Here is a 13,291-nt window from a genome sequence, read left to right on the forward strand (position 1 = left end):
GCTGAGGCAAACTATTACAAGCAACTGAGCGGTCAAGCCATCCCGGCCTGACTCACACTAACCGGCCTCCACGAAAGCCGGGGCGATTCATCCCGATTGCTCGGATGGGCGCTCAAAGCGGCGTGGTGGTAAGCAGACGCAAGTACCGATCTGCATCGCACAGCCCTGTACGCCCCCTTGAGTTCAGTTGCAACGCATATGCACCGGGATAAATATGGACAACAGGACGGCGCAGCGCTCACGTCGACCGTATAACTGTAGATAAAGATCAGGTTTTGCACCCATCTGGCACGGATTCGTGCGCCCTCCTTAAATGCAGAAAGTCGACGAATTGCCTAATCAGCGGTTCATTTAATTTGGATGTGACTTTCACGTCTTGGGAAAACCTCGACGTGAGAGCACGACGACCAGAGCGGCACCTCATGCTTGAGTGCATCGCAAATCCAATCCGGAAGCTTCTCGCGACTAACGTTGAGGCGCAAGCCTTCGCTGAACGAGGGCCGCATCATCTTGTCGACGATATGACAAGCGATACCGATTGGCGCGATGCGCATGTCGTTTGGTTCGCGAATCCGGTACGATTGCAAAAGTCGCCATAGTCTCAATGACAACTGATGGCAAGAGTCAGGTGAACCCTCGTGAATCGCCACGACAGACTCACATTAACCGATTTCATCAGTGGATGTGGTTTTAGACATTATTACCATTATGTCGAGTGTTTTCGTCATGGGCGCGGCACTCGTTAGCCCGCCAGCTCTTTTGCGTCTTGGTCGACGATAAAAGCATGGCTTTGGTGGAAAGGATAGGATAAAATCAACGCATAGATATTTACCACATGATGTAACTAGTTGATAAATAAGGATTGTTGTGGAAAGTTTCCCGAGAAAAGAGTTGGTAAAGGTTGTTCAGTCGGGAATGACCGGTTCGCGTAGCGCGTTCGCACTCGCCGTTGGTAGGTTTGCTTCGAAACTCAAACAGACCGACTTGGCGCTAGCCCAAGAGCTCGCCCAGTTCCTCTCAGTCGACAATGTCATGCGCGGCACCGGCGACTTCGTCCCAACGCCAGTAGATGCTGACTCCCGAATGGAGCTTGTAGAAACCATTTTCCCAGTGGTTTTGCCAAAACGGCCTGTCTTTAGCAATACGGTTGACAGCGTGCTGTCAGGCGTAATGAAAGAATGGCGCAGCCTTGATCTGCTAATGCAGGAAGGCCTGGCGCCGGCAAGGATGTTGCTATTTTGTGGCAAGCCTGGCGTTGGCAAGACGCTCGCTGCACACTGGCTGGCACAAGAACTCAAGCTGCCTTTGCTGACGTTGAATCTGGCGACGGTCATGAGCAGCTATCTCGGGAAAACTGGCAACAATGTACGCGCTGTCTTCGATCATGCCATCTCTCGACCATGCGTCTTGCTACTCGATGAGTTCGATGCGATCGCAAAGCGGCGCGACGACGACAGCGATGTTGGCGAACTCAAGCGCTTGGTCAACGTGCTGTTGCAGGCCCTCGACGACTGGCCGGCGAACTCGCTGTTAATTGCGGCAACGAATCACGGTGAACTCCTCGACCCTGCAGTGTGGCGCCGGTTCGATCACGTCGTCCAGTTCGAGCCCCCTTCACCCGAGTTGATCGTGGAGTATTTGCAGGATCTGCCGATGGGCGAGAACATCCGCCGGAATCTGGCTGCGCTGCTGCACGGGGAATCGTTCAGCTCGATTGGCCACCTCATCCATTCGTCTCGTAAAAGCGCCCTCCTCGAGCAATCGGCGCTCGTACCGATTCTGGTCAAGAATGCCTTGCAGCTCAGGATGAGGAAAGGCGACATGGTTAAACCGCATGAAGGCGAGATGCTTCTGCTGCATCTGGAAGGCCTATCGCGACGGGAAATCGCATCTCGGCTGGGGAAAACCCATCCTACAGTGAGCAGTGTCATCAAACGTTACCTCGGGGAGTAATCAAGAATGGCGGCAACGAACATCATTTTGGGATACGGCGAGACGCTCACGCAGCCTTTCACGCTCAAGCGCGGATCGGGACTTAAAAAGTACCCGTATAACATCGCGCAGCAGCGAGAATGCCTTGGCAAGCAACTTGACCTCTTGCTAAACAACTATCATGCACAGCCGCCGGCTCTCAAGCCTCGCGGCGAGTCCGTTGCCAGGTTCACGTTACATCCCGCCTTCCTCGCTAAAACACATCACCCCAATAACCTGCTCAAGGCAAGCGGCTTGCGTTGCGTAGGAAGCCGGTCAGCCCGCGTAGTGCCGCGTGACGTCGCGAGCAGCCGCCAGCGTGCGGGTGAAGAGACCTTCACCGCAGCGCTGTATGTCGCAGGTACCGAAGTGGCATTCAGCAAATTGAAGAAAATGCTTTTTTCGGAAGAAATGTCTGAAACGCAGCAGAAGGCATTTTGTCGATTCGAACTCATGGAAGAGTTCAGTGCCGCGGACAAAAACTTTGCCAGGAATTCGGATCGAGCACTGGCCTCGCTTGAGGTTGTCCTGCACGCCGCTGTCGAGGATGCCGACATCATCAAAGCGTTCGCATCCTACGTCGCCTCGCTAGGGGGAGCAGCTGAAGTATCACGTGCACTGTGCGTATCTGCCCTGACATTCATTCCAGTGCGCCTGGCGGCCGCGCAAGCGCAGGATCTGGCAGCGTTCCAATTTGTGCGGGCGGTGCGGGTGATGCCGTCATTACGTATCGGCGGCAGGGACATGCGTAGCTCGAGCGTCGTCGCGCCCGCTTTAACTGAGCAACCTGCGATTGACACCAAGCTGAAGGTCGCAGTGTTCGACGGCGGCATCGGTCACACCGACCTGGGCCGGTGGGTACAAGAGACAATCTTGCCAGGTGCAGAGACGACCTCGGCAGCCTATCTCAATCACGGCAACGGTGTGACAAGCGCTCTGCTGTTCGGACCACTTGACGAAGAGAGTGAGCAGTTCCCGCGTCCTTATGCAAACGTGCATCATTACCGCTGCATCAGTCCATCGTTGCAGCTCTCGGATAATGTGCCCGACGTCGATCTCTACGACGTACTCAAGAATATCGACCATGTTCTGAAGACCGAGAAATATGACTTCCTGAACTTCAGCATCGGGCCATATATGCCGATGGACGATGATGAAGTTCACCCGTGGACAGCACTGATAGACAGTCACCTTGCCTCGGGCAACACATTAGCAGCTATCGCGGTTGGTAATGATGGCGAGAAGGAATGGCCCGAGTGCCGGGTACAGCCCCCGTCCGATATGGTCAACGCGCTGGCCGTGGGCGCGAGCGACGTGACATCGTCGTCTTGGGCGCGTGCGCCCTATAGTTCACACGGCCCCGGCCGCAGCCCGGGCATGATCAAACCTGATGGCGTCGCCTTTGGTGGCTCGGAAGAAGAGCCCTTCACTGTCTACAATGCTCTCAGCGGGCAATACGCTCACACGACAGGCACGAGTTTCAGTTCTCCAGCGACCCTGCGAACGGCGATCGGCGTGAAAGTGTCGCTGAACTCACCACTGAGCGTTCTGGCTGTTCGTGCGTTGATGTCGCACCACGCCAGCCGACCTAAACAGATGTTGATGAGCCATGTCGGGCATGGCCGGTTTCCCCAGAGTGTCGATGAGGTCCTGACGTGCGAGGACAACGAAGTCAGGGTTATTTACCAAGGTACCCTGCAGGCTGGTCAAAACCCGCGGGCGCTCATCCCGTTCCCTTCCCTTCCGCTAAATGGGAAGGTAACTCTTCGCGCCACGCTATGCTTCGCAAGTCACACCGATCCAGAACATGCGGTGAATTACACCCGCGCCGGACTGACGGTGTTGCTGCGTCCGAAGAAGACATCGAAGAAGACGATGCCGTTTTTCTCGTCGTCGAAGATGTACACGACCGAACTAGAGGCGCGCACCGACGAGCAAAAATGGGAGACGACGCTCAAGCATGAACATCGCTTTAACGTCGACACGCTAGACGATCCGCTTTTTGACATCACGTACGGCGCTCGGGAGGACGGACAAAGCGTCGACAACGCCTCGCTGCCGCCACTACCGTACGCAATGGTTGTAACAGTCGCCGCTGAAGACACGCCTGGCGTCTACAATAATATTCGACAGCGCTACCAGACGCTGCAACCTGTCGAGATTCGTCAAGAGGTGCGTCTTCAGAGCGGCACCGGCAAACCTCGATCTAGCTAATTCCTGTGTCAGAGTAAATTTTTGATGTCCGAACAGATCGCCACCGTCCTCGAAGCATTTCCCGTTTCTCCCATGGAGGTGATGTCGGTGTCACGCGATCTGGATGGATCACTTGGCACCAACCGCGAGTGGAATGTGCCGAGGCAAATTGGCGCAAACACCGACGTTGCTGCGGTGCTGGCCTGGCTCGCGAATTTCACCCACAAGCAAACAACGTTCGATGCCTACCGAAAGGAGGCTGAGCGGCTACTGTTCTGGTGTGTGCTTGAGCGTGGTAAGCCCTTGTCTTCTCTGGCACACGAGGATTGGTTGGCCTACCAGACATTCCTGGGCAATCCTATCCCACGGGATATGTGGGTGAGTGCGCAGAATCGGCGACATTCCCGCAATGATCCGCGCTGGCGCCCGTTTGCAGGGCCGCTGTCGGTGTCAAGTCAAAGACAGGCAGGCATCATCCTCGCATCGATGTTCTCCTGGCTCGTCAGTGCGGGGTACCTGGCAGGCAACCCGCTTTCACTTTCCCGCCAACGTGGCCGTGCGCGGGCGCCGCGCATTGAACGCTATCTTGACGATGAATTGTGGCTGGAGGTCAAAGCCACGATCGACGCCATGCCGCGTGAGACGCCAAGGGAGCGTGAACGGTATCTTCGGTTGAGATGGCTGCTCACCTTGTTCTATGTTTGCGGCCTACGTATCTCGGAGATTGCCGAGAACAACATGGGCAACTTCTTCTGCAGGCGTGACCGCGACGGCGCCGAACGGTGGTGGCTTGAAATACTCGGCAAAGGTAGCAAGGTACGATTAGTCCCGGCGACCCATGAGTTAATGATTGAGCTCGGGCGATACCGGCGTGAACTGAACTACCCTGCTCTGCCTGTATCTGGCGAGTCAACGCCGCTGCTGCTGCCCATCGGTGGCAAGCCCAAAGCGATGAGCCGCGGCGGGATCCACGACATCGTCAAGTCAGTCTTCGCGATGACGTCCGAGCGCATCAAGCTCAAGGGACCAGAGTTTGCGCATGTTGCTCATCGAATCAGCCAGGCATCTGCGCATTGGCTGCGGCATACGGCGGGTTCACATATGGCCAATAATTCCGTAGACTTGCGGCACGTCAGGGACAATCTCGGTCATGCTTCGATCAGCACTACCAGTGGGTATCTACACGCGCCCGATGACAACCGACACAACGATACGCAAGACAAGCACCGGGCAAACTGGTAAGGACCAAGGATAGTCAGCCAGGCTGCCTCTGATTCCCACAAGCTTATAGGCCGGACTCATGTTCTTTCGATGCTACCGGCGAAGTTGCCCCGGGCGTCGGTAAGGAAGCGATACCTAGCTTGAGTTCGACCGGTTCCCTGATCGCCAGTAAATAGACCACAAGGGACAGTACCGCCACGCCCAGCAGGATCGACAATATGATCGAAGGGTCTGACTGCCTGCCCATGATCAGAGCTGCTACGACGGGGCCGGCCGCTTTGGCCAGCAACGCCGGCGCCGCCATGGCACCTGCGATGGAACCATAATTCTCACTGCCGAAGAGCGCTTGAGGCAACGTGCCACGCACGATCGTAATTATCCCATTACTCAGTCCGTAAATGACACAGAAAGCCGCAACGGCCCACGCTTGCTCACCAAAAAGCACGATAACTGTTAGTGCGGCAGGGAGTGTCGCAAAGCAAAAGATACCCACCGCTTGAGGAATGCAATTACGCCCGACCGTCCGCTCCAGTACCCGGCCGGCGACTTGCATGGGCCCAATCAACATGGCCATCATAACGGCCAGTTCGGCGCTATGCCCGAGCTCCTGCAACAGGGGCAACAGATGCACCGACAGGGCCGAAAACACGAGCACATTGGCAGCGAAAGCAATCGCGAGCTTCCAGAACGCCGGATGGCGTATTGCTTCAAAAAGCGTATGTCCACGGTGTGCGTTCTGGCGCGAAATCTGCCTTACCTGCTCCTTACCGAGTAGCATGTGAAGTGGCAGGCAAATCACCAGGTGAAAGGCCCCGTAAAGCAGATAGGTATCGCGCCACCCGAGCGACGTATCAAGCACCTGAGTGAGCGGCCAGAACACCGTGCTCGCGAAGCCAGCAAACAGTGTGAGCATCGATATCGCTTTGCGACCTTGCAGGGCAAAACGACGATTAATTGTGGCAAAAGCCGCCTCATACAGCGTCAAGCTCATCGCCAAGCCAATGATCGTCCATGCAACGATATAAGTGGCAGGCGTCTTACTCATGCCAAGTGCGAACAAACCGATGGCGGAAACAACCGAGCCAATGCTCATGATTGAGCGGCCACCGTATCGGTCGAGCAACATGCCCACAGGTGTCGCGGCAACGCCAGCTGCGAGCAAGCTCCAGGAATAAGCCCCGAACACAAGCGCACTGCTCCACCCGGTCTCTCGCTCGATCTCGGGCGCGATGACGCTGAATCCGTAGAACATCGAGCCCCACGAGATAATTTGCGTGCATGCAAGGATGCCGATCATACGCCATTGCGCTGTCACGATTTCTCCATAGCTTTGCCTACACCGCAAGCTGCTGTCAGGTGTCAGAGCGTGTCTGTCACGACCAGCTTCATGTGCCCATTTTCTTACAACATCGCCAGTTTCAGGATGATCACGTGATCGACCAGTGCTCCGCTCTGCCGAGAGCCAGGCCGTTCCCAGCCTTCCGCCGCACATGCTGGATTTGCACAAGAATAGTTCAATATACGTTGAATCTTCCCCAAAAAACATGCAATAATTAAAAAGTTGTTGAACATTTGAAGGTTGCCTAGGCATGCAGAAAAAATCCGCACTCGGCGCGCTGGCTGCGCTCGCCCAAGAGAGCAGGCTCGACGTCTTTCGCCTGCTGGTTCAGGTCGGCCCAGAAGGTCTTGCCGCACGCAAGATCGCCGATCACCTCGGCATTACGCCTCCGGCGCTCTCGTTTCACTTGAAGGAACTCACGCACGCCTGTCTCGTCAGTCCTCGTCAGGCGGGTCGTTCAATTATCTACACGGCAAACCTGGACACGATGGGTGGCTTGGTTGAGTACCTCAGCGAAGATTGCTGCAAGGGCATTCCCTGCGGACCAGTAGGCGCCGCTCTTTGGACAAATAGCGCGGCTACCTCAGCTTCGCTCATGCAAGCAGTTAATCGACCTGGAGAAATCATGGAAGACAAGATCTACAACGTGCTGTTTCTGTGCACGGGCAATTCATCTCGCAGCATCATGGCAGAGGCACTGCTCAATACCATGGGCAAGGGGCGTTTTCGCGGGTACTCGGCTGGCAGTCACCCGACCGGCGCCGTCAACCCAATCGCTCTCGAGCAAATACGCGGTACCGGTTACGCCGTGACTCAAATGCGTAGCAAAAGCTGGGATGAGTTCAGCCAGGCCGACGCGCCGCATATGGATTTTGTCTTTACGGTGTGCGACAACGCGGCAGGAGAAGTTTGCCCAATCTGGCCTGGTCATCCCATCTCGGCACATTGGGGTTTCGAAGATCCCGCCGCTGTCACAGGTACTGATGAGCAAAAGCGAGCCGCATTTAACAAGGTGTACAGGCAGATCCTGACCAGGATGAATCTGTTCACGAGTCTGCCGCTCAATATGCTCGAGAAAAATGCAATCCAGGCGCAGGTCAGCGGCATTGGCTCTACACCAGTTTGACCCTTTTTTTTGACCCAACGACCATTCTCACATGAACATCCTATTTCTTTGCACTGGCAACTCATGCCGCTCGATCTTGAGCGAAGGCGTTTTCAACCATCTCGCACCGGCTGGCCTAAAGGCCATCAGCGCAGGCAGTCAGCCTGCCGGGCAGCTTCATCCGCGCGCAGTGGCGTTACTCCATAACAAGGGCATCTCGACAGAAGGCTATTACAGCAAGTCTTGGGATGATCTGCCGGTCACTCCTGATGTTGTCGTGACCGTGTGCAGCAATGCTGCTGGCGAAACCTGCCCGGCTTACTTGGGACAGGTGATCCGAACGCACTGGGGACTGGACGATCCCGGCCACGTGGTCGGAACAGAGGAAGAGATCGAGTCAGCGTTCGAGCACACCTACGACATCATTAATGCACGCATCAAGGCATTCTTGTCGCTTCCGCTGGAAGAGCTGAAAGATGACCGGGTTCGGTTCAAAGAAGAACTGGACCGCATTGGCACCATCGGCACCTGACCGATTAGTAACCGCAGGCCGGCTGTGGCAGTTTGCCCTGGCCTGCCGCGCAACCATCAACCCGACCATTACCTTTTCCGGGATCACCCGTGCTGATCGCATTCCTGATTTTTCTCGTTACTCTCATCTTTGTCATCTGGCAGCCTCGTGGTCTTGGAATCGGCTGGAGCGCATCGATTGGCGCCTTAGTTGCGCTTCTGGCGGGTGTCATTCACCTCGCCGACATCCCAGTAGTCTGGAATATTGTTTGGAATGCGACCGGCACCTTTGTAGCAGTCATCATCATCAGCCTGCTGCTCGACAAGGCCGGGTTCTTCGAATGGGCGGCCTTACATGTCGCGCGGTGGGGTGGCGGGAACGGCAAGCGACTGTTCGTGATGCTGGTCCTACTTGGGGCTGCCGTCGCAGCGCTCTTTGCCAATGATGGGGCAGCACTGATCATCACGCCAATCGTGATCGCCATGCTCCGTGCGCTGCGCTTTAATGCACGCTCGACGCTTGCGTTCGTAATGGCCGCGGGCTTCATCGCCGACACAGCCAGCTTGCCGCTTGTGGTTTCTAACCTGGTCAATATCGTCTCGGCCGATTATTTCGGCATCAGCTTCGCGCGATATGCGGCCGTGATGGTGCCAGTCAATGTGGTATCGGTCATCGCAACGTTGGCCGCTCTACTACTGTTCTTCCGACGAGATATTCCGGCCAACTACGACCTGGCGCAGTTGAAACGCCCACATGAGGCAATTCATGACCGGGCAACTTTTATTACTGGCTGGTGGGTCCTCGCACTGCTATTGATCGGTTTCTTCTGGCTTGAATCGATCGGCGTGCCGATCAGTGCAGTAGCTGCAGTAGGCGCAGTGATGCTGTTGGCAGTTGCAGCGCGCGGTCATCGCATCTCCACGCGCGAAGTGCTGCGCGACGCGCCGTGGCAGGTCGTGGTGTTTTCGCTCGGTATGTACTTGGTCGTCTATGGGTTGCGTAACGCGGGTCTCACCGACTATCTCACGGCGTTGCTCGAGCGTTGCGCGAGTTACGGCGTGTGGGGCGCAGCCCTGGGTACGGGCTTCATTACAGCAGGCCTCTCCTCCATCATGAACAATATGCCTACCGTGCTGATCGGTGCACTGTCGATCGATGCTACGGCCACTGAAGGAGTCGTGCGAGAGGCAATGATCTATGCCAACGTCATCGGTAGCGACCTTGGCCCCAAGATCACGCCGATCGGAAGCCTAGCGACTCTGCTATGGCTACACGTGCTCGACAGTAAAAACATTCACATCTCCTGGGGCTACTACTTCCGTGTTGGCATCGTTCTTACGCTACCCGTGTTGCTGCTCACGTTAGCCGCTTTAGCGATACGCCTAGCATAAGGATCGATCATGAGTGTCATTATTTACCATAATCCTGCTTGCGAAACGTCGCGCAACACCCTTGGCCTGATCCGCAACGCCGGCATTGAGCCGACGTTGGTCGATTATTTGAGGGACCCTCCTGACCGCGCCACTCTTGGAAGATTGATTTCCAATGCTGGTCTAACCGTACGCGAAGCCATCCGCCAGAAAGGAACTCCATATCTCGAGCTCGAACTGGACAATCCGCAATTAAGCGACCACCAGTTGTTGGAAGCCATGCTGGCCCATCCCATCTTGATCAACCGTCCTTTCGTAGTTGCCGCTGCGGGCGTTAAGCTGTGCCGGCCGTCTGAACTGGTGCTCGACATTCTTGGCGAACCACAGCAAGGAGCGTTTACGAAAGAGGACGGTCAGCACGTAATAGACGTCAATGGACAAATTCATCATGAGTAAAATCGCAACCCTTCCCAATATTCAAGGCGACCATCTCGAGGTCCCAACCCTGCAAAAGCTCGCATCAGCTCCTGACATGGACCACCCGCCACGGTTCCTTTTGCTATATGGCTCACTGCGCGAACACTCATTTAGCCGTTTCTTGACCGAAGAAGCAGCTCGGATTCTGCGGCACTTCGGCGGAGATGTCAGGATTTTTGACCCTAGAGAACTTCCAATGGTCGGCAGCGTTACGGAAGATCATCCGAAGGTAGTCGAACTGCGCGAGCTCTGCCTTTGGTCGGAGGCACATGTTTGGTGCAGCCCTGAGCGGCACGGGACAGTATCGGCGGTGTTGAAGAACCAAATTGACTGGATTCCATTGGAACAAGGGGGCGTCCGCCCTAGCCAAGGCCGAACTTTGGCCGTCATGCAAGTGTGCGGCGGATCGCAGTCGTTCAACGTTGTGAACACCCTACGACTTCTCGGCCGTTGGATGCGAATGTTCACTATACCGAATCAATCCTCTGTGCCAATGGCGTACAAAGAATTCGATGAAGGCGGTCGTATGCGCCCGTCGGCATACTATGATCGCGTCGTCGACGTCATGGAAGAATTGTTCAAGATCACAATTTTGATGCGTGGACATACAGATTATCTGACGAACCGGTACAGTGAACGGAACGAGCGAGCGATGAAGGCTATCGATCGTCAGATCGAGCGAATCTAGGGCTCTGAGCACTGGCAGCTCAAGATTCGCGTTAGGGCAACAGCCTATGTCGTTTCTGGCATCGACGATGCTAATCCCTTGTATCTGGCCAATGCAAGCGCAATGTCGACTTGGCCTTCGTACTCGTCCGATACGGGGCTAATAATTTGCGGGGTACAGTTCGCGCTCGACCAACTCGATCATTATATGGATGATCTTGATGTGTAGCTCTTGAGTACGGTCAGCAAAATTGCCGCCCGGGCAGCTGATGCAGACGTCTGAGAAGTCCTCTAATGGCGAGCCAGCAGTCCCTGTCAAAGCAATCACGAGCATACCAAGCTTTTGCGCTATCTGGGCCGCGACCAGGATGGAAGGGCTTTTCCCGCTCGTACTGATCGCGAGCAGTACATCGCCCGGACGACCATGGGACTCGATGTAACGGGCGAACACCTGATCGTATCCATAGTCGTTTGCAACGCAGGTGATATGAGTTGGGTCGCTAATTGCGGTTGCGGCGATCCCGGGCCGATCACGACGGAAGCGTCCTGTCAGTTCTTCCGCGAAATGCATGGCGTCGCACATTGAACCGCCATTCCCGCAAGAAAATGCCCTTCCTCCCTTGCCGAACGATGTCACCAGCACCTGTGCGGCGTCAGCCACGGTTTGCAGCTTGGTTGCGTCGTTCACGAACAAGTCCAGGGCGTGCCGCGCTTCGGTCAGTCCATTCTTGATATGTTCAATCATATGCTCTTCTTTATAAAATCAGTGACTTGGCGATGGCTCGAAGCCATGGACCTCGGTGGCCTGCTCGCAGGGCGTGCGCTCGACTTGCACTGTCGAATGGTGGATGTGAAATTCGTCTGCGATTTCATGACGGACCGAGATCAGTAACGCTTCAAGATCCACATGCCCCGGATCGCAAACGATGTGCACGCTCAAGCTCACTTTGCCGCTTGTGATGGCCCACACGTGCAGGTCATGGACGCTTGCAACGCCTGGCACTGCGAGAATCTTGGTTTTCACATCAGCTAAATCGATGCCTTCAGGTACACCTTCGAGCAAGACGTTCAAACTTGCTTTGAGCAGAATCCAAGTGCGCGGCAACACCCACAGTCCAATGGCCACAGCGATCAGCGAATCGACCCAGGTGGCGCCGGTCCAGCGAATCACAAGCGCACCGACGATCACGCCAATCGATCCGAGCATGTCGCTCCATACTTCCAGATAAGCGCCTTTCACGTTCAGGCTAGCATCCTTACCGGCAGAAAGGAGCCGCATACTGATCAAGTTGATCACCAGGCCGAGCACCGCCACGATTAGCATGGCGCCAGAGGCTATCTCGGGCGGATCCTGCAGCCGCTTCCAGGCTTCAACAAGGATGTAAATGGCCACCATGAACAACAGAATCGCGTTGAGGGCTGCGGCCAGGATCTCGAAACGATAGTACCCAAAGCTACGCTTTGCGTCGGCCTGACGTCGCCCGATGTGAATTGCGGCCAGCGATATCGCCAGTGCGGCGGCATCTGTGAACATATGCGCAGCATCGGAAATCAAGGCGAGGCTATTCGTCATGATCCCGGCAATGAGCTCAGCGACCAGAAACGACGATGTCAGCCCTAGTGCTATCCACAGAGGACGAGCGTTCTGTGTAGGTGAAATGGCGTGCGAATGTGAATGCCCTGAACCCATGATATCTCCTCAATATCTTACATTTTTAAGTTGACACTGGACCGACCGCCGGTCTTTGCATCGCATCGCGCAGCGGCGCGCAATTATTTGCGTACAGGCCGATCCTTACCTCAGTTGAAAAGCCGGCTGATGTGAACTACTTGCGGCGCAAGCACGCCCAGGAGCAGGATCAGCAACAGAGCAATGCCAGTTACCGCATCTACATTGTCGAACCCTGCCGTAATCAAACCTACCACCACCAGTGGGGCGACAAAGGGTAATAAAGCGACCGCCGCCTTGACCACGAACATCGCACCGCGCTGTTCGCACAATAAACAACCGTACAGCGCGCGCAATGCGCCGGCCGTGAACGCGCATATTGCGAGTGGCATCAAATCGCTTGGCAGGAGGTTCGAGACATGATTAAAAGCATGTATGGCCCCTCCTGCAAGAAACGGACTTGGAATTAGCAAAACGACGACAACGACAAGTCGTATGTTTCCGTCCCGACCTGCCTCCTCTTCTTTGCCAACTGCGCACCGGCATTTATTGTCGCAAAGCATGATGACGGCAATTTGATACAGGGCACTCGCAGCGAGCGCAAAGCTCTCCCAAAATATGGCGCCGTAAGCGGTCCACGCCAGTGACAGGACACTCGTTCCCCGCACAAGATGCGGCAAAACCACCTCGATCCCACTTGGTGTCAAACGCATAATCGACCTCTCCCTGATGGGCCGAGCGGAGTGCATGGGCGAGCCAAACATGAGTG

Annotated in this window: 12 protein-coding genes and 1 pseudogene; 9 read left to right on the top strand and 4 right to left on the bottom strand. The window is 55.6% G+C overall.

The window, feature by feature from the left end:
- Positions 1-867 precede the first annotated feature (867 nt).
- The 3 genes from FVD38_RS07435 to FVD38_RS07445 are packed head-to-tail and all read left to right on the top strand — an operon-like array spanning position 868 to position 5,406.
- On the top strand, positions 868-1,953 hold the full coding sequence (locus tag FVD38_RS07435; RefSeq protein ID WP_147934233.1) for an AAA family ATPase: 1,086 nt from the start codon (positions 868-870) through the stop codon (positions 1,951-1,953).
- A gap of 6 nt (positions 1,954-1,959) precedes the next feature.
- Complete coding sequence (locus FVD38_RS07440) at positions 1,960-4,185, top strand: S8 family peptidase (protein WP_147934234.1); 2,226 nt, start codon at positions 1,960-1,962, stop codon at positions 4,183-4,185.
- A gap of 24 nt (positions 4,186-4,209) precedes the next feature.
- Positions 4,210-5,406, top strand: coding sequence for a tyrosine-type recombinase/integrase (locus FVD38_RS07445; protein ID WP_147934235.1), 1,197 nt, complete (start codon positions 4,210-4,212; stop codon positions 5,404-5,406).
- A 43-nt stretch (positions 5,407-5,449) separates the two neighbouring features.
- Here FVD38_RS07445 and FVD38_RS07450 read toward each other — a convergent pair whose 3' ends face one another.
- The gene (locus tag FVD38_RS07450) at positions 5,450-6,700 is read right to left on the bottom strand and encodes an MFS transporter (RefSeq protein ID WP_147934236.1); all 1,251 of its coding nucleotides are present in this window, start codon (positions 6,698-6,700) and stop codon (positions 5,450-5,452) included.
- Positions 6,701-6,974: 274 nt separating this feature from the next.
- Between FVD38_RS07450 and FVD38_RS26775 the strand changes: the two are divergent.
- From FVD38_RS26775 to arsH, 6 genes and pseudogenes are all read left to right on the top strand, one after another.
- Positions 6,975-7,148 (top strand): annotated as a pseudogene (locus tag FVD38_RS26775) (helix-turn-helix domain-containing protein); the annotation flags it as partial.
- 201 nt (positions 7,149-7,349) lie between these two features.
- The gene (locus FVD38_RS26780) at positions 7,350-7,850 is read left to right on the top strand and encodes an arsenate reductase ArsC (RefSeq protein WP_229493505.1); all 501 of its coding nucleotides are present in this window, start codon (positions 7,350-7,352) and stop codon (positions 7,848-7,850) included.
- Positions 7,851-7,881: 31 nt separating this feature from the next.
- On the top strand, positions 7,882-8,361 hold the full coding sequence (locus FVD38_RS07460; protein WP_147934238.1) for an arsenate reductase ArsC: 480 nt from the start codon (positions 7,882-7,884) through the stop codon (positions 8,359-8,361).
- 89 nt (positions 8,362-8,450) lie between these two features.
- Entirely contained in the window at positions 8,451-9,731 is a 1,281-nt protein-coding gene (locus FVD38_RS07465) for an arsenic transporter (protein WP_147934239.1), read from the top strand.
- 9 nt (positions 9,732-9,740) lie between these two features.
- Positions 9,741-10,166 (top strand): arsenate reductase (glutaredoxin), encoded by a 426-nt coding sequence (gene arsC, locus FVD38_RS07470; RefSeq protein WP_147934240.1) that lies wholly within the window; start codon positions 9,741-9,743, stop codon positions 10,164-10,166.
- Positions 10,159-10,875, top strand: a complete 717-nt coding sequence (gene arsH, locus FVD38_RS07475) for an arsenical resistance protein ArsH (protein WP_147934241.1) — start codon at positions 10,159-10,161, stop codon at positions 10,873-10,875. The genes arsC and arsH overlap by 8 nt, the downstream gene beginning before the upstream one ends.
- A 138-nt stretch (positions 10,876-11,013) precedes the next feature.
- On the opposite strand, the gene FVD38_RS07480 is transcribed toward arsH, so the two are convergent.
- From FVD38_RS07480 to FVD38_RS07490, 3 genes are all read right to left on the bottom strand, one after another.
- The gene (locus FVD38_RS07480; RefSeq protein ID WP_147934242.1) at positions 11,014-11,598 is read right to left on the bottom strand and encodes an SIS domain-containing protein; all 585 of its coding nucleotides are present in this window, start codon (positions 11,596-11,598) and stop codon (positions 11,014-11,016) included.
- Positions 11,599-11,616: 18 nt separating this feature from the next.
- Complete coding sequence (locus tag FVD38_RS07485; protein ID WP_147934243.1) at positions 11,617-12,543, bottom strand: cation diffusion facilitator family transporter; 927 nt, start codon at positions 12,541-12,543, stop codon at positions 11,617-11,619.
- A gap of 110 nt (positions 12,544-12,653) precedes the next feature.
- Positions 12,654-13,235, bottom strand: coding sequence for a hypothetical protein (locus tag FVD38_RS07490; RefSeq protein WP_147934244.1), 582 nt, complete (start codon positions 13,233-13,235; stop codon positions 12,654-12,656).
- Positions 13,236-13,291: the final 56 nt, after the last annotated feature.

Origin of the sequence: Massilia arenae (assembly GCF_008014745.1) — a bacterium.
Taxonomy (GTDB): Bacteria; Pseudomonadota; Gammaproteobacteria; order Burkholderiales; family Burkholderiaceae_D; genus Telluria; species Telluria arenae.

Excerpts from the sequence above, each read along its gene's own strand:
- FVD38_RS07490 (WP_147934244.1), bottom strand. The coding sequence starts at position 13,235 with ATGCGTTTGACACCAAGTGGGATCGAGGTGGTTTTGCCGCATCTTGTG.
- FVD38_RS07445 (WP_147934235.1), top strand. The coding sequence starts at position 4,210 with ATGTCCGAACAGATCGCCACCGTCCTCGAAGCATTTCCCGTTTCTCCC.
- arsH (WP_147934241.1), top strand. The coding sequence starts at position 10,159 with ATGAGTAAAATCGCAACCCTTCCCAATATTCAAGGCGACCATCTCGAG.
- FVD38_RS07460 (WP_147934238.1), top strand. The coding sequence starts at position 7,882 with ATGAACATCCTATTTCTTTGCACTGGCAACTCATGCCGCTCGATCTTG.
- FVD38_RS07485 (WP_147934243.1), bottom strand. The coding sequence starts at position 12,543 with ATGGGTTCAGGGCATTCACATTCGCACGCCATTTCACCTACACAGAAC.
- FVD38_RS26780 (WP_229493505.1), top strand. The coding sequence starts at position 7,350 with ATGGAAGACAAGATCTACAACGTGCTGTTTCTGTGCACGGGCAATTCA.
- FVD38_RS07440 (WP_147934234.1), top strand. The coding sequence starts at position 1,960 with ATGGCGGCAACGAACATCATTTTGGGATACGGCGAGACGCTCACGCAG.
- arsC (WP_147934240.1), top strand. The coding sequence starts at position 9,741 with ATGAGTGTCATTATTTACCATAATCCTGCTTGCGAAACGTCGCGCAAC.
- FVD38_RS07480 (WP_147934242.1), bottom strand. The coding sequence starts at position 11,598 with ATGATTGAACATATCAAGAATGGACTGACCGAAGCGCGGCACGCCCTG.